General features: G+C 67.8%; 20 protein-coding genes. 7 read left to right on the top strand and 13 right to left on the bottom strand.

Translation table 11 applies throughout. The features are described from left to right. Positions 1–35 precede the first annotated feature (35 nt). Positions 36–1,250: an MFS transporter gene (locus ACPRTJ_RS21340; protein ID WP_426427266.1), complete on the bottom strand. Its 1,215-nt coding sequence runs from the start codon at positions 1,248–1,250 to the stop codon at positions 36–38. A gap of 117 nt (positions 1,251–1,367) precedes the next feature. Here ACPRTJ_RS21340 and ACPRTJ_RS21335 point away from each other — a divergent pair, with 117 nt between their 5' ends. The 5 genes from ACPRTJ_RS21335 (at position 1,368) to ACPRTJ_RS21315 (ending at position 4,973) form a co-directional block, all read left to right on the top strand. After that, positions 1,368–2,321 (top strand): LysR family transcriptional regulator, encoded by a 954-nt coding sequence (locus ACPRTJ_RS21335; protein ID WP_078480214.1) that lies wholly within the window; start codon positions 1,368–1,370, stop codon positions 2,319–2,321. A 36-nt stretch (positions 2,322–2,357) separates the two neighbouring features. Continuing rightward, entirely contained in the window at positions 2,358–3,044 is a 687-nt protein-coding gene (locus ACPRTJ_RS21330; protein WP_426427265.1) for a sel1 repeat family protein, read from the top strand. Between the two features lie 83 nt (positions 3,045–3,127). Further along, complete coding sequence (locus ACPRTJ_RS21325) at positions 3,128–3,826, top strand: AzlC family ABC transporter permease (protein WP_043860191.1); 699 nt, start codon at positions 3,128–3,130, stop codon at positions 3,824–3,826. Then, complete coding sequence (locus tag ACPRTJ_RS21320; protein ID WP_043860190.1) at positions 3,823–4,146, top strand: AzlD domain-containing protein; 324 nt, start codon at positions 3,823–3,825, stop codon at positions 4,144–4,146. Before ACPRTJ_RS21325 ends, ACPRTJ_RS21320 begins: the two co-directional genes overlap by 4 nt. Continuing rightward, positions 4,143–4,973: an AraC family transcriptional regulator gene (locus ACPRTJ_RS21315; RefSeq protein WP_054916071.1), complete on the top strand. Its 831-nt coding sequence runs from the start codon at positions 4,143–4,145 to the stop codon at positions 4,971–4,973. The genes ACPRTJ_RS21320 and ACPRTJ_RS21315 overlap by 4 nt, the downstream gene beginning before the upstream one ends. Before the next feature lie 69 nt (positions 4,974–5,042). Here the strand turns inward: ACPRTJ_RS21315 and ACPRTJ_RS21310 are convergent, their stop codons facing one another. From ACPRTJ_RS21310 to ACPRTJ_RS21290, 5 genes are read right to left on the bottom strand one after another with little or no spacing between them, the layout of a single operon-like run. Next, the gene (locus ACPRTJ_RS21310) at positions 5,043–5,795 is read right to left on the bottom strand and encodes an ABC transporter permease (RefSeq protein WP_058541148.1); all 753 of its coding nucleotides are present in this window, start codon (positions 5,793–5,795) and stop codon (positions 5,043–5,045) included. Continuing rightward, positions 5,795–6,994 (bottom strand): ABC transporter substrate-binding protein, encoded by a 1,200-nt coding sequence (locus tag ACPRTJ_RS21305; protein ID WP_286900930.1) that lies wholly within the window; start codon positions 6,992–6,994, stop codon positions 5,795–5,797. The genes ACPRTJ_RS21310 and ACPRTJ_RS21305 overlap by 1 nt, the downstream gene beginning before the upstream one ends. Continuing rightward, positions 6,960–7,808: an ABC transporter ATP-binding protein gene (locus tag ACPRTJ_RS21300; RefSeq protein WP_043860186.1), complete on the bottom strand. Its 849-nt coding sequence runs from the start codon at positions 7,806–7,808 to the stop codon at positions 6,960–6,962. The genes ACPRTJ_RS21305 and ACPRTJ_RS21300 overlap by 35 nt, the downstream gene beginning before the upstream one ends. Continuing rightward, a complete protein-coding gene (locus tag ACPRTJ_RS21295; RefSeq protein WP_078480217.1) occupies positions 7,805–8,872 on the bottom strand; it encodes an acyl-CoA dehydrogenase family protein in 1,068 nt (355 codons plus the stop codon). The genes ACPRTJ_RS21300 and ACPRTJ_RS21295 overlap by 4 nt, the downstream gene beginning before the upstream one ends. A 51-nt stretch (positions 8,873–8,923) precedes the next feature. Further along, entirely contained in the window at positions 8,924–9,484 is a 561-nt protein-coding gene (locus tag ACPRTJ_RS21290; protein WP_043860184.1) for a carboxymuconolactone decarboxylase family protein, read from the bottom strand. Positions 9,485–9,590: 106 nt separating this feature from the next. Between ACPRTJ_RS21290 and ACPRTJ_RS21285 the strand changes: the two genes are divergently transcribed. Together ACPRTJ_RS21285 and ACPRTJ_RS21280 are read left to right on the top strand one after the other, a co-directional pair. Beyond that, positions 9,591–10,502, top strand: a complete 912-nt coding sequence (locus ACPRTJ_RS21285; RefSeq protein WP_043860183.1) for an AraC family transcriptional regulator — start codon at positions 9,591–9,593, stop codon at positions 10,500–10,502. 127 nt (positions 10,503–10,629) lie between these two features. Next, complete coding sequence (locus ACPRTJ_RS21280) at positions 10,630–12,255, top strand: methyl-accepting chemotaxis protein (protein ID WP_043860182.1); 1,626 nt, start codon at positions 10,630–10,632, stop codon at positions 12,253–12,255. A gap of 53 nt (positions 12,256–12,308) precedes the next feature. Here ACPRTJ_RS21280 and ACPRTJ_RS21275 read toward each other — a convergent pair whose 3' ends face one another. Genes ACPRTJ_RS21275 through ACPRTJ_RS21245 form a run of 7 tightly spaced genes read right to left on the bottom strand, consistent with a single transcriptional unit; the run spans position 12,309 to position 18,307 of the window. Next, positions 12,309–13,277, bottom strand: a complete 969-nt coding sequence (locus tag ACPRTJ_RS21275) for a LysR family transcriptional regulator (protein ID WP_426427264.1) — start codon at positions 13,275–13,277, stop codon at positions 12,309–12,311. A gap of 54 nt (positions 13,278–13,331) precedes the next feature. Next, positions 13,332–14,288 carry a peptidylprolyl isomerase gene (locus ACPRTJ_RS21270; protein ID WP_058541152.1) on the bottom strand — a complete coding sequence of 319 codons (957 nt, stop codon included), beginning with the start codon at positions 14,286–14,288 and terminating at the stop codon, positions 13,332–13,334. Next, positions 14,285–14,761: a YbjN domain-containing protein gene (locus tag ACPRTJ_RS21265; protein WP_043860180.1), complete on the bottom strand. Its 477-nt coding sequence runs from the start codon at positions 14,759–14,761 to the stop codon at positions 14,285–14,287. Before ACPRTJ_RS21265 ends, ACPRTJ_RS21270 begins: the two co-directional genes overlap by 4 nt. A 17-nt stretch (positions 14,762–14,778) precedes the next feature. Beyond that, entirely contained in the window at positions 14,779–15,438 is a 660-nt protein-coding gene (locus tag ACPRTJ_RS21260; RefSeq protein ID WP_043860179.1) for a hypothetical protein, read from the bottom strand. Between the two features lie 24 nt (positions 15,439–15,462). Then, a complete protein-coding gene (locus ACPRTJ_RS21255; protein WP_054916077.1) occupies positions 15,463–17,145 on the bottom strand; it encodes a putative porin in 1,683 nt (560 codons plus the stop codon). A 53-nt stretch (positions 17,146–17,198) separates the two neighbouring features. Next, a complete protein-coding gene (locus tag ACPRTJ_RS21250) occupies positions 17,199–17,873 on the bottom strand; it encodes an energy transducer TonB family protein (protein WP_240619904.1) in 675 nt (224 codons plus the stop codon). An 8-nt stretch (positions 17,874–17,881) separates the two neighbouring features. Beyond that, complete coding sequence (locus tag ACPRTJ_RS21245; protein ID WP_043860333.1) at positions 17,882–18,307, bottom strand: ExbD/TolR family protein; 426 nt, start codon at positions 18,305–18,307, stop codon at positions 17,882–17,884. Positions 18,308–18,311 lie beyond the last annotated feature (4 nt).

The following is an 18,311-nucleotide window of genomic DNA, read 5'->3' as shown; positions in this document are numbered from 1 at the left end:
TGTCAATGCGCCGATTCTACCTGATAGTGCCGGGCTTACCCGGCATTGCGCCGCCCCAGCGGAAAACCGTGCCGGTGCGAACGCAGGGTCAGGGTCAACGCCAGCCCCACCAGCGCCAGCAGCAGCCACGGGAAACTCTGCACGCCCCAGTGGCTCAGCAGCACGCCGCCCACCAGCCCGGCCACGGCGATGGCCAGGTTCCACACTGTGACGATCATCGACTGCGCCACGTCCGCGCCCTCGCCCGCCGCATCGGCACTGGCGGTCTGCAGCAGGGTGCCGGCGCCGCCGAAGCTCAGGCCCCACAGCGCCACACTGAAGTACACCAGCAGCGGCGCACCGGTAGCCAGGCCCAGCAGCACCGACGCCACGCCGAAACCGACCAGGCTGCCCAGCACCAGCCGGCGCAGGTGGCGGTCGATCAGCACGCCCACCACGCCAATCCCCACCAGCGCGGCGCAGCCGAACAGCAGCAGTACCGGGCCGGTGCTGCCGGCCATGCCGCCGGCCTGCAGAAACGGCACGATGTAGGTGTACAGCACGTTGTGCGCCAGCACCCAGGTGAAGATCACCGCCAGCACCGCGCTCACCCCGGGGGTGGCCAGCACCTGGCCGATGGCGGCACGCCTGCCGGCCGGCAGGCCGTCGAAGTCCGGCACGCTGAACAGCACCCAGCCCATCAGCACCAGGGTCGCCAGCGACACCAGCACGAAGGTGCTGCGCCAGCCCAGCAGGTCGCCCAGCCAGGTGCCCGCCGGCACCCCCAGCGACAGCGCCAGGGGCGCGCCGATCATGGCCACCGCCATCGCCCGGCCCTGCTGGCTCACGCTGACCATGCGCCGTGCATACCCGGCGATCACGCCCCACGCCAGGCCGGCCGCCATCCCGCACATGAAGCGCGCCGCCAGGGTCAGGCTGTAGTGCTCGGACACCGCCGTCACCGTGTTGAACACCCCGAAGCCGAGCACCGCCAGCATCAGCACCCTGCGTCGGCGCCAGCCCTGGGTCAGGGTCACCAGCGGGATCGCCGCCAGCAGCGAGCCCAGCGCATAGGCCGTGACCAGTTGCCCGGCCATCGCCTCGCTGACCTGCAGGCCGCTGGCGATGTGCCCCAGCAGGCCGGCCGGCAGGGTCTCGGTGAGAATCGCGATGAAGCCGGCCATCGACAACGCCAGCAGGCCGGACAACGGGAACGCCGGTTCGGCCTCCACCCCTGCTGCGGCCTGGGCCGGGCAACTGCTCTGGGACATGGTGCAAACTCCTGAAATAAAAAAGTGACTGCACGGTAATCCTTCCCGCCACTGCGGAAAAAGACGGGTAGAATTCCGCACAATCAGGACACACCTGTCCGCAATCGGAGAACGACCATGGACAGCCTCAGCGGCTTCGTGGTGTTTGTGAAAGTGGCCGAAACCCGCAGTTTCGTGGCCGCCGGCAAGGCCCTGGGGGTCAGCGCCTCGGCGGTGGGCAAGCGCGTGGCACGGCTGGAGAGCCGGCTGGCGGTACGCCTGTTCCACCGCAGCACCCGCAGCATCACCCTCACTGCCGAGGGCGCGCTGTTTCTGGAGCGCAGCCGGCGCATCCTGGCCGAAATCGAAGCCACTGAAGCCGAGCTGTCCCAAGCCAGCCAGGCCCCGCGCGGCAAGCTGCGGGTGAGCCTGCCCCAGGTCAGCAGCATGATCGTGCCGCTGCTCAGCGACTTCATCGGGCAGTACCCGCAGATCGAACTGGACCTGGACTTCAGCGACCGCATGGTGGATATCGTCGGCGAAGGTTTCGACGTGGTACTGCGCGCCGGCGAACCCTCCGATTCGCGTCTCAATGCCCGCCGCCTGGGCGACTTCCGGCATGTGCTGGTGGGCTCGCCGGCCTACTTCGCCGAGCACGGCACACCGCGCCATCCCCGCGAGCTGGCCCGTCACGCCGGGCTGCACTACCGCTTCCTGACCACCGGCAAACTCCAGCGCTGGCCACTGCGCCGCGCCGACAATGGCGCCGACCACGAGGTGCCGGTGTCGATGGTGTGCAACCACCTGGAAACACGCATCTGCTTTGCCATGCGCGGCCACGGTATCGCCTGCCTGCCGGACTTCACCATCACCCAGCAACTGGAGCGCGGCGAACTGGTGACGGTACTGGATGAACACCTGGACCACGGCGGTTGTCTGTACCTGTTGTGGCCATCGGGGCGACAGATGTCGCCCAAGCTGCGGGTATTCATCGACTTCATGGAGCAACGGCTGTTTGCCCCGGTGCCGCCAACCGCTAGAATGCCGACCCAGGAGCCCCACCCAACCATGGATAGCCGGATACCGACATGACCAGCGCTGCCCTTTTTTCGCGGATGGAACGTTAACGTGTTTTCTGCCTGTCGCTACATCAGCCTGCTCTGTCTGCTGCCCGCCCTGGCCCTGGCCGATGAGGTGCGCATCGACCCCCACGCCGACCTGCTGTACCGCCAGGCCCTGCCGTTTCTGGAGCAGGCCGATGCACGCAGCCGTGCCCTGCCACTGACCCCCGAGCCCGGCGACCAGGAGCTGATCGGCGAGATCGAGGCGCTGGGGCGCATCCTGGAACCGGCGGTGGCGCTGCTGCGCAAGGCGGCCGAACTCGACCACCCGGTGGCGCAGTACCGCCTGGCGCTGTTCTACATCACCTACCTGCCGCAGAACGACATCGCCAGGTCCGCCTGCCCGCTGCTCGAAGCCAGCATTCGCCAGGGCTTCGCCCCGGCCGCCCTGGGCATCACCACCTGGTGCCCGGCCTTCAGCGACAGCGCCGACTACCGCCAGGCGCTGGAACGCATACCGCTGAACAACACCCTGTACGCCCCCTATTACCCGCAGCCGGCGGTGCGCCTGGAATGCAATCGCCAGCAGCCCCAGGGGCTGAACATGCAGTGGGGGCGCCAGCGTGACTTCCAGGCCGAGGTCTACCGCCTGCTGGGCACCATCGACCCGGGCCAGCGCCTTACCTACTACCAGAAGGCCGTCGACATCAACGGCTGCCTGCCGGCGCAGCGACGCCTCACCAGCCAGCGCTGAAGTACGCGGGCACCGCAAGATCGTACAAGGCAAGCGCCCACGGCTCTGGCATCCTGTGCAACCGACCCCAAGCGTGTGTTGTCATGTCCCGTTCTGCCGTTGCCCGCACTGCCTACATCCAAGGCTCGATCGCCTGCCTGCCGCTGTCGCTGGCGGTGGCCCCCTGGGGGCTGCTGGCCGGTTCCATGGCCATCGAGGCCAACCTCACCCCGCTCGAAGGCCAGGGCCTGTCGGCCATCGTGTTCGCCGGCGCCGCGCAACTGGTGGCCATCGGCATGCTCAAGGGCGGCGCCAACCTGTTCTCGATCCTGCTCACCACCCTGCTGCTGACCTCCCAGCACCTGCTGTACGGCCTGTCGATGCGCCCGGTGATCGCCGACCTGCCGCTGCGCTGGCGGCTGGGCCTGGGCTTTCTGCTGACCGACGAATTCTTCGCCCTCACCAGCCAGTACGACCGCCAGCAGTTCAACCGCTGGTACGCGCTGGGCGTGGGCCTGACCTTCTACATTGCCTGGAACCTGTTCACCCTGGCCGGCATCGTGCTGGGGCGCAACATCCCGCACCTGGACCAGCTGGGCCTGGACTTCTCCATCGTCGCCACCTTCGTGGCGCTGATCGCGCCGCTGGTACGCAACCTGGCCACGGTGGTGTGCGTGGCCGTGGCCCTTTTCAGCTCGGTGCTGTTCAGCTACTGGCACTGGGAAACCGCGCTGGTGCTGGCCGGGCTGCTGGGCATGAGCGCAGGCTTCATCTGCCAGAAACTGACCGGAGCACGCACATGATCATGCTGCTGATCGTTGCCATGGGCCTGCTGGTGTTTCTCAACCGCTACGCCTTCCTCGAACCCCGTCTGCCGTTGCGCCTGAGTTCTAATGCGCGGCAGTTCCTGGGGTTTGCCGTGCCGGGCATGCTCACCGCCATCTGCGGGCCGATCGTGTTCATGCCTGACCACCAGCTCGACCTGAGCCTGGCCAACCCCTACCTGCTGGGCGCGATCGTGGCCGTCGTGCTGGTGCTGTGGACCCGCAGCGTGCTGCTGAGCATGTTGCTGAGCATGGGGTTGTTCTTCGTGCTGCGCTGGTGGTTGAACGGCGCCCCATGAAAACCGTGCTGCGTGAACAGACCCGCCTGTGGCAGGCCCAGGCACTGGGCGACATCGAGATGCTGCATGCGCGCTACGTGCAGCAGCGCTTCGCCCCGCATGTGCACGAAGGCTACGTGATCACCATCATCGAGTCCGGTGCACAGCGCTTCTGGCACCGTGGCAGCGAGCACCTGGCGCCCGAGGGCAGCATGGTGCTGATCAACCCGGACGAGCTGCACACCGGTGCCAAGGCGCATGCCCATGGCTGGCGCTACCGTGGCTACTACCCCGAGCAGGAGCGCATCACCTCGGTGCTGGACGAGCTGGAGCTCAAGCGCGGCGGCCTGCCCATCTTCAAGGCCAGCGTGCTGCACGACCCGCAGCTGGCGCGTGCCTTCAGTGGCTTGCACAGCCTGGCCGAGCATGGCGCCAGTGCGCTGGAGCAGCAGACCGCCTGGCGCGAGGCGGTGTTGCTGCTGGTGCAGCGTCATGCCGGGGCGCGCGAGGCGCGGGCACCGGGGCAGGAGCCGCAGTCGGTGGCCAGGGCCAAGGAGCTGATGGAAAGCCGGCTGGCCTACCCGCCGTCGCTGGAGGAGTTGGCGGTAGCGGTGGGGTTGTCGCCGTTTCATTTTGCCCGGGTGTTTCGCCAGGCTACCGGCCTGCCGCCGCATGCCTGGCTCAAGCAGCGCCGGCTGAGCCGTGCGCGGGAACTGCTCAAGGCTGATTGCCTGCCGTTCAACGTTGCGTTTGCGCTGGGGTATTCGGACCAGAGTCATCTGAACCGGCAATTCAAGCAGGCGTACGGCGTGACGCCGGGGGAGTATCGGCGGGCGTGTTCGGTGTGAGGTGCCGGGCTGCCCCCACGACCTGGAGCCAATGCAGGAGCCGGCCTTGCCGGCGAAGGGGTCAGCCCCTCACCCATGCACCCAGCGCCGATGCAGCCCTCGCGCCAGTGCATCCAGCATGAAGCCCAGCACCCCGATCACCAGCACCATCGCCATCAGCTCCGAGTACGCCAGCCGGTCGCGGGTATCCAGAATGAAATACCCCAGCCCCGCACTCACCCCGAGCATCTCGCACGGCACCAGCACGATCCACACTATGCCGATGGCCAGCCGCACGCCGGTCAGCACATGCCCCACCACCCCCGGCAGGATCACCTTGCGCAAGGTCTCCCAGCGCGTGGCGCTCAGGCTGCGGCTCAACTGCAACCAGCGCGGGTCGAGCTGACGCACACCCGCCGCCGTGTTGAGCAAGATCGGCCACAACGCGGCAAACGCCAGCAGGAAGTAGATCGGCGCATCACCCACCCCCATCAGCATCACCACCACCGGCATCCACGACAGCGGCGAGATCATGCGCAGGAACTGGAACGCCGGGGTGGTCGCCGCGTCCAGGCGCCGGTAGCTGCCCACCAGCAAACCCAGCGGCACGCCCACCAGCAACGCCAGCACCAACCCCACCAGAATGCGCTTGAGGCTCACCGCCACATGCTCGTACAGCTCGGCATGCCCCAAAAGCTCCAGCAGGCTGGCAAAGGTGGCCTGCGGCGCAAACCGCAAGGCCAGCCCGTCACCGCCGAACAGCACGATCCCACCCCACCACAGCAACAACAGCACCAGCAGCCCGGCGATACCCAGGGCCGCGTGTTTGACTGGCTTGACCATCAGACCGCGAACTCCTCGCTGCGCTCGAAGCTGTCGGGCAAGCCGAAGGCCTTGAGCCCGCCGACGGCACCGATGGCGTTGCGCACGAAGCGGTCATCCACCAGGTCGCGGGCGGTCTGTTGCGGGTCCAGTGCGGCCAGGAAGCCCTTGTCGCCTTCGATCAGGGTGTCCTTGAGGCGGCGCACCAGTTCCTCGGTGTAGCTGGGGAACGGGTACGGCTGGAAGTCGATGCGCTGCTCGTCCCACTGCGCATGCCGGATCGCCCCGCTCTGCACATACTGTTCGCGGCTGTCGGCAGCCGGCGTGAGCACCCGGCCCAGCACCTCGGGGGCATGCGGGGTGTAGCGGTTGGCACCGCTCTTGGACAGAATCTGCGCCGCCTCGGCGCGGTGGTCGCGGGTCCACAGCTGGGCCTTGACGATGGCGTTGACCACCTTCTGCGACCACTCGGGGCGGTTGTTCAGGTCGTGCTCGTGCATGAACACCACGCAGCATGCATGGTTGCGCCACACGTCCCCGGTAAAGCGCTGCACGCGCCCGACCTTGAGTTCCTCGGCCAGGGCATTGAACGGCTCGGCGACGATGTAGCCGGCAATGCGCTTGCTGGCCAACGCCGGCGGCATGTCCGAAGGCGGCAGCACCACCAGGTTGACCTCGTTGGCCGCCACCGCAGCCGCCGCCGCCCGCGACACCGGCTGCAAGCCGTTATCACGGAACAGTTGCTGCACCACCACGTTGTGAATGGAGTACCAGAACGGGATCGCCACCGTCTTGCCGCCCAGCTGCTTCACCTCGGTGATGTCCGGGGCCACGGTCAGCCCCGAGCCGCCCACGTGGTTCCAGGCCACCACCTTGGCCGGCACCTTGCTGCCGTAACGCGCCCATACGGTCATCGGCGACAGCAGGTGGATCACGTTGACCTGCCCGGAAATGAACGCCTCGATCACCTGCGCCCAGCTGCGCAGCAGCACCGGGCGCTCGGCCTTGATGCCCTCGGCCTCGAACAGGCCGTTGTTGTGCGCCACCAGCAGCGGCGTGGCGTCGGTGATCGGCAGGTAGCCGATGCGCACCGGCGCATCCGGCTCGGCGGCGGCACGCGCCTGCAGGCTGCTCAGCAGCGGCATCGCACCGGCGGCACTGAGCACCGCGCTGAGTTTGAGAAAATCACGACGAGTGTGGGTGAAGTCGTCCAGGCACATGGGCAGTCTCCGACGGCGTAGGCAAAGAATCGGTTGGGGAAGTGTGGGTGCGGCTCGCCCGCCGAAGGGTCTTGAGAATCTCGATGCGCAACGCGCCCAGTGCCTCGACCTGCTGCTCACGCGGGTGCGCCAGGTCGATGGGCCATTGGCCGAGGGTCCGCGCCGGGTGGTCGCCCAGTAGCAGGATGCGGTCGGACAACAGCAGGGCCTCGTCGATATCGTGGGTGATCAGCACCGCAGCGGTGCCGTGTTCGGCGATCACGCTCAGCAGCAGTTGCTGCATGTCGGCGCGGGTCACTTCGTCCAGCGCGCCAAAGGGCTCGTCCAGCAGCAGTACATGGGGCTGGCGCGCCAGGCAGCGCGCCAGCGCGGTGCGCTGGGCCATGCCGCCGGACAACTGCGCCGGGTAATGCTGGCGTGCATGCTGCAGGCCCACGGCGGCGATCGCATGGTCGATGCGCGCCTCGCGCTCGGCCTTGGCCAAACGCGGCTGGCGAGCGAAATCCAGGCCGAAGGCGACGTTGCTTTCCAGGCTCAGCCAGGGCAGCAGGCTGGGGTCCTGGAACGCCACCGCCACCCGTGGATGCGGGCCGTCCAGCGGCTCGCCGAGCAGGCTCACGCGACCATCGCGCGCCGCCTGCAAGCCGGCCAGTACCCGCAGCAGGCTGGACTTGCCCACCCCGCTGGGGCCCAGGATCGACACCACTTCGCCCGGCGCCAGGTCCAGGTCGAAGCCTTCGAGCAGGGTTTGCCAGCCCTGTTCGCGGGCGTAGCCCAGGCTGATACCGCGGGCCTGCAGTACCACCTTGCTCATGCTGCGCGTGCCTGGCGTTGCAGCTCGGCGCGCAGTTGCACCAGGCTCGGGGTCACGATCGGCACGAACGCCGACTCGCGCCAGCGCCGCGCAAAGCCTGCGCCGTACTCGCTCAGGTAGGCCTTGCCGCCGCTGGCCTGCAGCTCCAGTTGCAGCGCCTCGCCAACGATCTCGGCCAGGCTGATGCGCACCTTGAACAGCGACGCCGGGTTGCCCAGGAAGCGCCCGTCGAGCAGGCCGGCCTTGAGCTCGCTCACCACATCGGCCAGCAGCTCGCGCTGCGCCTCGAGGGTTTGCGCCAGCACCGAACGCACCCCCTGCAGGTGCCCCTGCGCTTCCTGCAAGGCGCGCCGGGCCAGGCCGATGGCCATGCCGCACTGCAGGCCCAGGAACGCCGGGCGCACCGCCGGCAGGAACTGCCGGGCATCCTCATGCAGCAGCCAGTCGCGGCCCAGGGCCACCTGATCGAAATCCAGCGCGGCGGTATTGCTCGACTGCAGGCCCATCAGTTGCAGGTCGGGGGAGCGCTGCACCCCCGCGATGCCGTCGGGGATCGCCACCACGAACGGTGCACCGCCTTCGGCGCGGTCGATGGCGGCCGCCACCACGAAGCCGCCCTTGCGCAGGTTGGTGACCCAGTGCAGGCGCCCGTTGAGTGCCCAGCCCTGCTCGCCGCGCGCCGTGGCGCTGACCTGCAGCGACTCGATGCCGGACAGAAACTTCATTGCGTTGGAGAGCCCGGTGGCACCGGCCAGCTCACCGCTGAGCAACGACGGCAGCAGGCGCTCGCGCAGGGCGCTGTTGGGGCTGTGCAGCAGGTATTCGATAAAGGCCCGCTGGCCCCAGAACACGAAGGCGGCGGCCAGCGAATAGCTGGCAACGCTGGCCACGGTTTCCACGGCGTCGGCCACACTGGCGCCGCTGCCGCCCTGAAGCGGGTCCACACCCACACCCAGCACCTTGGCTGCGGCCAGTTGCCCCAGCACCTGCTGCGGGTCGCACCGGCCCTGGTCGAGCGCCTCGGCATTGGCCTCCAGCCAGTGCTGCAATACGGGATCAAGCATGTTCTTTCCTCCTTAGAACAGGGCGCCAGCCACACACTGGCGCCACGGGGCTCACTGAGCGTCGGCCTGCCAGCGGTACTTGGCCAGCTCGTCATTGAGCGGCGTGCGCGCAAACACGTTGGCGAAATTGCACAGCGTGGCCAGGCTCACCCCCAGGATAACTTCCAGGGCATGGCCTTCGGTGTAACCGGCCTCGCGAAACTCAGCGTAGGTGGCATCGCTCACATTGCCACGGGTGGCAATCACTTCGCGGGCAAACTTGGCCAGGGTTTCGAGCCTGGGCGATGGTAACTCGCCGCGCGCACGCAGGGCCTGCACCACTTCTTCGGGCAGCTTGGCCTTGTTAAGCGCCACCGCCGTATGGCCGGCCACGCAGAAGTCGCAGCCGTGCTGGGTGGCGGCAATCAGCTGCACCACTTCGCGCTCGGCCAGGCTCAGCTCGGCCTTGCCATTGAGCGCCGAAACCGTCACATAGGTTTCCAGCGCGGCCGGCGCGTTGGCCAGCACGCCCAGCAGGTTGGGAATGAAGCCGGAATTCTTCTGCGCGTTCTCCAGGAACGGGCGCGCGGCTTCCGGGGCGCTTTGCACGGTGTGTAGAGTGATGCGTGACATGGCGTGGTCTCCTGCATACTGAAGGTGTTCGCCAAGTCTGTTGGTTATAAGAAAACCGATCCATATTCTACAGTCGCGATTACTTGCTCCTGAGTGTTTCCATTAGATGATTTCTTCCAGCGTTTTGGTCGATTGGTTATTAGAGCGTCTGGAACTGGACGCCAGCCTGTTCCATGTGGGGCGCTACTGCGGTGGCTGGCACGCCAGCACCCAGGGCCTGGCCCGGGCCAGCTTTCACGTGGTGGTGCAGGGCCACTGCTGGCTGCACATCGACGGCCAGCCCGAGCCGCAGCGGCTGGAGGCCGGCGAGGCGGTGTTCCTGCTGCGCGACCTGCCCTATCGCCTGTCCGACAGCGCCGACAGCGACACCGCGCGCTGCCAGCCGCGCATCCCGATGCAGGCACTCGACAGCCAGGCGGCGGATGGCGTGGGGCTGGTGTGCGGGTTCTTTCACTTCCAGCCGGGGCTGTCGTCGCTGATGGCCGAGTCGCTGGCCGACTGGATCATCCTGCGCACCGGCGACCCGTCGCTGCAGGCGGCGCGGGCGCTGTTCGAGCTGATTCTGGAGGAATGCCAGCGCACCCCCGCACCCTCCTCCACCCTGCTGGAGCGCCTGAGCCAGTTGCTGTTCTTGTACGTGCTGCGCCAGCAGGTGAGCGACAACCAGGACCTTGGCGGCCTGGTCGCCCTGGCCCGTCACCCGGCGTTCGCCCCGCTGCTGGAGCAGTTGATCGAACACCCCGAACAGCCCTGGTCGCTGGAGAGCATGGCCGCCTGCACAGGGCTGTCGCGCTCGGCCTTCTTCAAGCGTTTCAACGAGCTGGCCGGCCAGTCGCCGGGCCAGGTGCTGCTGGCGCTGCGCATGCGTCACGCCTGCCAGTTGCTCAAGGCCAACAACACCGTCGAGCAGGTCTGCGCAGCGGTGGGCTATCAGTCCATCGCCGCCTTCACCCGGGCGTTCGGCAAGGCCATCGGCGTGCAGCCCGGCGCCTACCGCCGCCAGCACGAGGGCCGCTGAAACAAAGGCTGTGCGGTAATCGAACAGAACCCGTCGTCGCCCCCTAAAGTCATGCGCCGCGCCTCCGATAGCAGCCTACCCACCGCACAGAGTGGGGGTATTTTTTACTGCCAGGAGTAATGCCCGCATGCTTGCCGACCTCAAGATCCGCACCGGAATGTTCTGGGTGCTGCTGCTGTTCAGCGCCACCCTGCTGTTTTCCACCGTCAGCGCCTGGCGGGCGGCGGTGGGCAGCGACGCGCAGATCAACGAGCTGGACCAGACCGCCCAGCAGTCCGACCGCCTCAACAACGCGCTGCTGATGGCGATTCGCGCCAGTGCCAACGTGTCGTCGGGCTTTATCGAGCAGCAAGGCGGCCACCTCGACAGTGCCAAGGCGCGCCTGGCCATGTCGCAAAAGCTGCTGGGCGACAGCCAGGCGCTGGTCGACGCCTTCGTCACCAACACCCATGAGCCGGCGCAAAAGGCCCTGGCCCAGGACCTGCAGCGCACCTTCGCCGACTACGCCAACGCCGTGGCCGGGCAGCGCGCCGCCACGCTCAAGGGCTCGCTGGACGACTACTTCACCGTCAACGTGGATGCCGGCAACGCCATGCGTGCCCTGCAGGCGCTGCGCCAGCAACTGGTGGCTGCCCTGGCCGAGCGCAGCCGGCAGATCATGGCCGAGTCCGACCAGCGCCTGGCCACGGCCCAGTGGCTGAGCGTGCTGCTGGGGCTGTTGACCCTGGTGCTGGCCGCCGTGTGCTGGGCCTTTATCGTCGCCCGTGTGCTGCGCCCGCTGCGCGAGGCCGGCGTGCATTTTCAGCGCATTGCCGGGGGCGACCTGAGCGTGCCGGTGACGGTACGCAGCCACAACGAGATCGGCCAGCTGTTCGCCGAACTGGAGCGCATGCAGCACAGCCAGCGCGATACCCTGGGGCAGATCACCGCCTGCGCCACGCAGCTGTCCAGCGCCGCCCAGGCCCTGGACAGCGTGACCGAGCAGAGCACCCAGAGCCTGCGCCAGCAGGACCAGGAGCTGGAACAGGCCGCCACGGCGGTTACCGAGATGACCACGGCGGTCGAGGAAGTGGCGCGCAATGCGGTGTCCACCTCCCAGGCGGCCAGTGCCTCCAATGCCTTGGCCGAACAGAGCCGCCAGCAGGTCGCCGACAACATCGACGGCACCCAGGCCATGGCTCGTGAAGTGGCGATCAGCGGCGAGCGCCTGCAACAGCTGGCGGTGCAGATTCGCGAGATAGGCACGGTGCTGGAGGTGATCCGTTCGGTGTCGGAGCAGACCAACCTGCTGGCGCTCAATGCCGCCATCGAGGCGGCGCGTGCCGGCGAGGCCGGGCGCGGGTTTGCGGTGGTGGCCGATGAGGTCAGGACCCTGGCCTACCGCACGCAGCAATCGACCCAGGAAATCGAGCAGATGATCAACAGCGTGCAACAGGGCACCCAGGCGGCGGTGGACTCGATGCAGGCCAGTACCGGCCGCGCGCAGTCCACGCTGGGCATCACCCAGGCGTCAGGCCAGGTGCTGGAGGGCATCTACACGGCCATCGGCCAGATCAACGAGCGCAACCTGGTGATTGCCAGCGCGGCAGAGGAGCAGGCCCAGGTGGCCCGCGAGGTGGATCGCAACCTGCTGAACATTCGTGAATTGTCGGGCCGCTCGGCGGCGGGCGCCGAGCAGACCCGCGTCGCCAGCCATGCGCTGTCGCAGCTGGCCACGCAACTGACCACGCTGGTCACGCGTTTTATCGTCTGAGGTGCGGCGCCGGTTCGCCGGCAAAGCCGGCGCCTACAGGGCACCGCGCCCCTTCAGAACCACTCCCGACGCTCCTCGAACGCGGCCCGGATCATGGTCACCAGCACCTGCACCAACGCTGCCTGCGCCGCACGCTCATGCACCGCCAGCCACGCCGTGCGGCGCATCGGCGCCTCCAGCAACCCCGGCAATGCCAGCAGGCCACGGTCCAGCTGCGCCGCATAATGCGGCAGCAAGCCGATGCACGCGCTGCACTTGATCAACTGGCTGAACAGGTCATAGCCCGGCACCCGCGTCACCCCCGCCTCGCGCTCGTTCAACAGGCGGTTCCACGGCGCCAGCGCCGCCACCTGGGCCTCGCCCTGCCACTGCACCAGCATGTAGTCGCGCAGGTCGTCCCGGCACACCGGCCGGTTGCTCTCGCGCGAATAGCGCTTGGCAATGTGCGGGTGATACTCCAGCTGCGCCAGGCGCGTCGGCGCCTCGCCGGCAAACCCCGGCAGCGGTACGCTGCCCGCCTCGTCATCGAGCCACAGCACCACATCGGCCTGCGCCAATCCCTGTGCATCCAGGCCGCTGACATCCAGGCGGATCCCGGCGTTCTGGCGCACGAAAGCCACCAGGTTGCGCGCCAGAATGTCCTGCATGATCGGCTCGGCCACCGCCAGGCGCACCAGCACCGGCGCATCCAGCGTGGTCATGGCCTGTGGCTTGCTGCTCAGGCTCGACTGCAGCAACGCCTGCAACTGGCGCCCCTCGCGGCTGAGCACCAGGGCATGGCCGCGGTTGACGAACAATGGGTACCCCACCCGCGCTTCCAGCTGCGCCAGCTTCTTGCGCAACAGGGTGGACTTGAGGTTGAGGCTGCGCGCAGCCTGCATGAAGCAGCCGCACCGCGCACTGGCCAGAAAACAGCTGAGCATCTGCTCGTCCTGCACCCAGCCCAGCCCGGCCCGCACCTTGGCCAGCGGCTCGGCCGGCGGATAATCGGGCACGTAGTGCGGCATATCGAACATCGGCATCCTCGCCTCCTGCCGGGCCCCGGCCAGGGCCCGCTCTTCCTTGATCGACGCCGCCTAGCGGCTGGCGTCCATGACCTGATTGAGCGCAGCGCCATCGATACTCAGCGTCGCGCTGTTGAACATGCCGTCCACGTAGGCCCGGGCCACCTGTTCCTGGCGCTGGGCGCGCAACAGGTCACGCAGGCTGTCGCGCACCTCGTCCAGGCTGGCCACACGCGGCGGCTGCACCTCGATGAGCTTGACGATGTGAAAGCCCGCCGCGCTCTGCAACGGCTCGCTCACCGCCCCTTCCTTGAGCTGCGGCACCGCATCGCGCACCTGCGGCAGCAACTGGCTCAGCGGCTGTAAACCACTGTCGCCGCCACGCTGCGCACTCTCGCGGTCCTGCGAGTTGGCCCTGGCCAGCGCGGCAAAGTCGGCATTGGCAGCCTGGGCCTGCTTGCTCAGGGCCAGCGCCTGCTTGCGCACGCGTGCCACCGACTGCTCGTCCGGCACGGCCAGGAAGATCTGGCTCAGGTGATAGCGCGTGGGCAGTTGCAGGCTGGCCTTGCCGTTCTCGTAGGCCGCCTGCAGTTCAGCCTCGCTGGGATAGTCGGCCGGTACCTGGCTGACCGAGTTCAGGTAGTCGCGCAGCACGATCTGCTCCACCACCGCATGGGTCTGCGCCTGCACATCGGGACGCTCCGACCAGCCCTGGGCCTGGGCCTGCTGGTACAGCGCCTTTTCCGCCAGGCGCGAGCGAATCCAGCCCTCCAGGGCCTGGCGATTGCCGCTCAGTTCCTCGCGCGCCGGCGCCGGCAGCTTGGCGAACAGCGCCTTGAGCTCCTCCACGCTGACCTGCTGGTCGCCCAGGCGCGCCAGCGCCGGCCCCGCATCGCTCGCCACAGCGGCAACCGCCGGCGCTTTCGCGCTGGCTGCCACCGGGTCATCCCCCGTGCGCAGTGCCAACACCACTGCCACGCCCAGAACGGCCAGCGCGCCCGCGCCGGCCCACAGCGTACGTCGAGTCACGAAGCGCTCACCGCTTCAGCCCCGGCCACCGCCTCGTCCTGCACCTGGGCCACGTTGCGGCTGTAGTCGCGCAGGTACACGATGAACTCCTGCAGCAGGCGGTCCCACAGCACCAGGCTGCCCAGCAGGTGCTTGTGGCTGACGCCGTCGGCCACCATCACGTCCATCTCCATCACCAGGAACTCGCCCTGCACCGACAGCCGCGCGAAGCGGCGCGACACGTTCCAGCGTTCGGCCAGCCCGGCCGGCAGTTCACCCTGGATGCGCAGGGCGCAGCTGTAGGTGAAGTCGAGGAACTCGCCCTCGCGCTCGGCACGGTTGCCAAAGCGCACCGCATAGCCCACGCCCTGGCTGGCACTGAGCAGTTGCACCACGGCATTCTGCTCGCTGCGATTGACTCGGCAACCTGCATCCTGCAACAGGGTGGTCAGAGAGTCGGCGCTGACGGTTTCGATCAGTTGGTTGTCGCTCATGGCTTCGCTTCCTTGTGTCAATTGACTTGCGGTTTGCTGCCGCCCTGCGCGGCATCGAACTGGGTCTGGTACAGCTGATCGCCGTAGGCCTGGGCAAGTTCCTCGAACTTCACCCGGGCGCCCCCGGCAAAGGGTTGGCGCATCTTCATCACATCCGCCACATCGATCTTTTCGTAGGCCGCAAGAATCCCCTTGGCGACCCCGTACATCTGCTGATTCTTTGCCGAACACGCCAGCACCTGCTGCTCGCGCTCGGCCAGGCTGGCGGCCAGGCGCGCACGCTCGGCTTCCTTGGCCTTGGCCATGCCCAGCAGCTCGTCGTAGGCCTGCTTGTACTTGCCCAGTTGCGCGTTGCTGCTGGCCACCAGCGCCTGCGCCTGGCCGTGCAGGGCCTGCTGCTGGCCCAGCAGCTGCTCGGCCTGGCCACGGGCCTGGGCCAGTTGCGCGGTCAGTTGCTGCACCTGGGCCTGGGCCGCATCGCGTTGCTGCTCGGCGCTCTGGCGCGCCGCCGAAGCCTGCGCCTGTTCGCTCTGCAGCGCCTGCAACTGCTGGGTGGTACTGCGCAGCTGGGTGCGCAGGCGCTCTTCCATGCCTTCGGCCGCAGCCACCCCCGCCCAGCTCACGCCCAACGCCACCAGCAGGTACGAACAACAGGCCCGATAGGCTCGCTTGTTCATGCTCTTTCTCCCTGTGCGCGCCTGCTAGAAGCGCGTGTTGACTTCAAGTTGTAGCACATCGATATCGAACGGCGCGCCGTAGACCGCCTCGGTACTCATCCAGCGCGCCGTGGCGTACACGTTCTGGTCCAGGCCGTAGTTGGCACCGAGGATGTAGCCCTTGGCGTTGGTGCCGCCCAGGTGGAACGAGGAATCGTTGAAGCCGTCGGGCAAGGCATCGGGCTGGATGTGCTTGTAGCCGGCGAACAGGTTCCAGTCGCCCTGCTTTTTCAGCTCCAGCGCGTTGCCCAGGGTGAACTGCACCATCCACGCATTGGCACCGCTCTTGATGTTGCCGTCGCTGTCGAGGTTGTTGGCCAACTGGCCGGCCGAACGCTTGCGCATCTCGCCTTCGTCGTAGGCCAGGTTGTGGATGTAGTTGGCCTGGCTGCGCAGTTTGAAGTCGTGCGGCAGCTCGGTGTCCCACACCGCGTTCAGGTCCAGCAGGTTGAACTCCGATGCCAGCCCCACGAACTGCGGCTGCGGGGTGGCGGCCGGGTTGGCCGGGTTGGGCGTGATGTCGCGCAGCAGGAACAGCGTGTTGCCCTTTTGCATGAAGGTCGGGCGGCTGCCGTCACTGTCGCAGCCGGGGTCGCCGTTCCACGGCTCGCATGCCCCGGAGCGCTCGCCGGCAATGTCGTCGAAGCGGTAGTAGGCCAGCGCGCCCTTGAGCCGGTTGCTGTCGTTGATCTGCCAGTTGGCGCCCAGCTGCGCGCCGTACAGCCACTTGTTGTCGCTGCTCTCCTTGTCCAGCCCGTTGCTGCTGGCGGTGTCGGCGCTGTACTCCACCGGGAACGCGCCGAGGGTCCCGAACAGGCTCAGGCTGTCGCTCAGCGGCTGGTTGAACAGGGCCGCCACGCCGTCGAAGTTGAGGTCGTTGGAATACAGCATATCGGTGGACATGAACGGGTTGGCGATACGCCCGCCGGTCAGGGTCACGCGCTCGCTGGCCACCCAGCTCAGGTAGCCCTGGTCGAGCCACAGGTCCTTCTTGCCGAAGCCGCCGCCCAGGGTCTGGGTGGTGGACACCGGGCCGTTGTCGCTGCCGGTGCCGATGCGGATACCCGCCGTCCAGCTCGGCGACAGCACCGCCTTCAGGCCCAGGCGCGCGCGCAGGCGCAGCAGGTTCTCGCGGTCTTCGCGGGTATTGAGCAGCGGCGGCAGGTTGCGCCCGTTGTTGGGGTTGACGTCGTAGGGGCCGTCGGCGTTGAGCTTGGCGAAATCGATGATCTGGTTGCTGTTGTTGCCCGAGAAGTAGCGCGACTCGTCGCGCAGGCGCACGTCGCCATCGAAGCTGATGCGCGAGGCCCAGTCGGGGAAGGTGTTGGGCGCGGCCCAGTTCTCCTGCCTGGCCTGGGCCATCACCTCGGCCTTGACCTCGTCGCGGATCTGGTCGCGCACGATGGCCGGCACATACTGCACGCGCACCTCGCCATTGGCCGCCGGCACCGCCGCCACGCTGGCGCGGGCCTGCACCGCCTCGCTTTCGGCCTGGTCGATCAGGGCCTGGGCCTGGTCCTGCTTGAGCACACCCTGCTGCACCAGCAGGCGGATCAGGTTGATCGTCGCGTTCTGCGACGGCGCCGGGGTCTGCGCCACGGCCGGACCGACCGCCGCGGCGACCACCAGGCCGACTGCCAGGGTCAATCGGTTCACTGAGCACATCATGGATTTACCGCTCCTGTTGGTAAGTCGTGCGTCGTAGGGATCGGGCGCCGGGTTCATCCGCGGCGCCCCTGCAAGGCGATGCGCACCGGCAGGGTCAGGCTCGCCGGCGGGCGCTGGGTCATGGCCGGGGCGGCGCGCAATGCGGCCAGCACCTGGGCGTCCACCGCGGCATCGCCGCTGGAGCGCACCAGCTCGACGCGGGTCACCTCGCCGGTTTCGCTGAGCCAAACATCGCCCTGCAGGTTGAAGGTCAGGTTGCGCAGCTCGGGGTTGTCGCGCAGCAGGCGCTGGAAGGCATACGCCAGGAACTGGCCGTAGCTGCCGCTGCCCAGCCCGCCACCGCCGCCGGCCATGCCGCCGCCCTTGCCGGCACCGATGTTGAAAGCGTCCCCGCCCGCCTGTGCATCGCCGTCGATCTGCATCGGGTTGGCCATGTCATCGGCCGGGCTCGGCGGCGCCTCCTCGGCCGGCTTGACCTCCTCGGCCTCGGGCACCGGCTGCGGCTCGACAATCTTCTCTTCCACGGGCGGCTCCGGTTCCTTGGGGGGCTCGGGGGGAGGCGGCGGTGGGGGTGGCGGCAGCGGAATGATCGCGGGGATCTTCGGTGCCTCGCGGCGCACCCCGCTCATGTCGTTGGCCCACTGCCACAGCAACCAGGCCAGGCCCGCGCCCACCAGTGCCACGACGCCCCACTTGAGCAGGCGCCGGCTATCGAACTTCTGGTTCATGGGCATCCTCAACCCTGGTTCGGCTTGCCGGTCACCAGCCCGACCTGGGCCAGCTCCAGCCGACGCAACAGGTCGAGCACCTCGACCACCTTCTGGTACTGCACCGCCGCGTCGCCGCGCACGATGATCGGGAAGTCCGGGCTGCGCGCCTTCTCGCTGCGCAGGCGCTCTTCCAGTTCGGCCAGGGTCACCGGGTAGGCGTCGAGAAACACCTGCCCGGCATCGTTGACCGAGATCGCCTTGGTCTTGGGCTGGGACAGCGACACCGAGGCACTGGCCTTGGGCAGCTGGATCTGGATGCCCGACACCTGCGCGGTGGCGGTGAGGATGAACATCACCAGCACCACCATCAGCACATCCACCAGCGGGGTGACGTTGATGCTGTCGACGGCCGCGTCGTCGTCATCGTCGTGGGAAGCATTCATGGCTGCCATGGCG

The sequence above is a fragment of the Pseudomonas palmensis genome, assembly GCF_049942755.1.
GTDB classification, from domain to species: domain Bacteria; phylum Pseudomonadota; class Gammaproteobacteria; order Pseudomonadales; family Pseudomonadaceae; genus Aquipseudomonas; species Aquipseudomonas palmensis.
Note: the sequence above shows the minus strand (reverse complement) of the source record. Positions and strands in the feature narration are given on the sequence as shown.

What these genes read in the sequence shown, in the direction of transcription:
- ACPRTJ_RS21340 (WP_426427266.1), bottom strand. Translation starts at nt 1,250, where the DNA reads ATGTCCCAGAGCAGTTGCCCGGCCCAGGCCGCAGCAGGGGTGGAGGCC.
- ACPRTJ_RS21245 (WP_043860333.1), bottom strand. Translation starts at nt 18,307, where the DNA reads ATGGCAGCCATGAATGCTTCCCACGACGATGACGACGACGCGGCCGTC.
- ACPRTJ_RS21295 (WP_078480217.1), bottom strand. Translation starts at nt 8,872, where the DNA reads ATGCTTGATCCCGTATTGCAGCACTGGCTGGAGGCCAATGCCGAGGCG.
- ACPRTJ_RS21290 (WP_043860184.1), bottom strand. Translation starts at nt 9,484, where the DNA reads ATGTCACGCATCACTCTACACACCGTGCAAAGCGCCCCGGAAGCCGCG.
- ACPRTJ_RS21275 (WP_426427264.1), bottom strand. Translation starts at nt 13,277, where the DNA reads ATGCCGATGTTCGATATGCCGCACTACGTGCCCGATTATCCGCCGGCC.
- ACPRTJ_RS21285 (WP_043860183.1), top strand. Translation starts at nt 9,591, where the DNA reads ATGATTTCTTCCAGCGTTTTGGTCGATTGGTTATTAGAGCGTCTGGAA.
- ACPRTJ_RS21315 (WP_054916071.1), top strand. Translation starts at nt 4,143, where the DNA reads ATGAAAACCGTGCTGCGTGAACAGACCCGCCTGTGGCAGGCCCAGGCA.
- ACPRTJ_RS21305 (WP_286900930.1), bottom strand. Translation starts at nt 6,994, where the DNA reads ATGTGCCTGGACGACTTCACCCACACTCGTCGTGATTTTCTCAAACTC.
- ACPRTJ_RS21255 (WP_054916077.1), bottom strand. Translation starts at nt 17,145, where the DNA reads ATGATGTGCTCAGTGAACCGATTGACCCTGGCAGTCGGCCTGGTGGTC.
- ACPRTJ_RS21260 (WP_043860179.1), bottom strand. Translation starts at nt 15,438, where the DNA reads ATGAACAAGCGAGCCTATCGGGCCTGTTGTTCGTACCTGCTGGTGGCG.
- ACPRTJ_RS21335 (WP_078480214.1), top strand. Translation starts at nt 1,368, where the DNA reads ATGGACAGCCTCAGCGGCTTCGTGGTGTTTGTGAAAGTGGCCGAAACC.
- ACPRTJ_RS21280 (WP_043860182.1), top strand. Translation starts at nt 10,630, where the DNA reads ATGCTTGCCGACCTCAAGATCCGCACCGGAATGTTCTGGGTGCTGCTG.
- ACPRTJ_RS21325 (WP_043860191.1), top strand. Translation starts at nt 3,128, where the DNA reads ATGTCCCGTTCTGCCGTTGCCCGCACTGCCTACATCCAAGGCTCGATC.
- ACPRTJ_RS21250 (WP_240619904.1), bottom strand. Translation starts at nt 17,873, where the DNA reads ATGAACCAGAAGTTCGATAGCCGGCGCCTGCTCAAGTGGGGCGTCGTG.
- ACPRTJ_RS21320 (WP_043860190.1), top strand. Translation starts at nt 3,823, where the DNA reads ATGATCATGCTGCTGATCGTTGCCATGGGCCTGCTGGTGTTTCTCAAC.
- ACPRTJ_RS21300 (WP_043860186.1), bottom strand. Translation starts at nt 7,808, where the DNA reads ATGAGCAAGGTGGTACTGCAGGCCCGCGGTATCAGCCTGGGCTACGCC.
- ACPRTJ_RS21310 (WP_058541148.1), bottom strand. Translation starts at nt 5,795, where the DNA reads ATGGTCAAGCCAGTCAAACACGCGGCCCTGGGTATCGCCGGGCTGCTG.
- ACPRTJ_RS21265 (WP_043860180.1), bottom strand. Translation starts at nt 14,761, where the DNA reads ATGAGCGACAACCAACTGATCGAAACCGTCAGCGCCGACTCTCTGACC.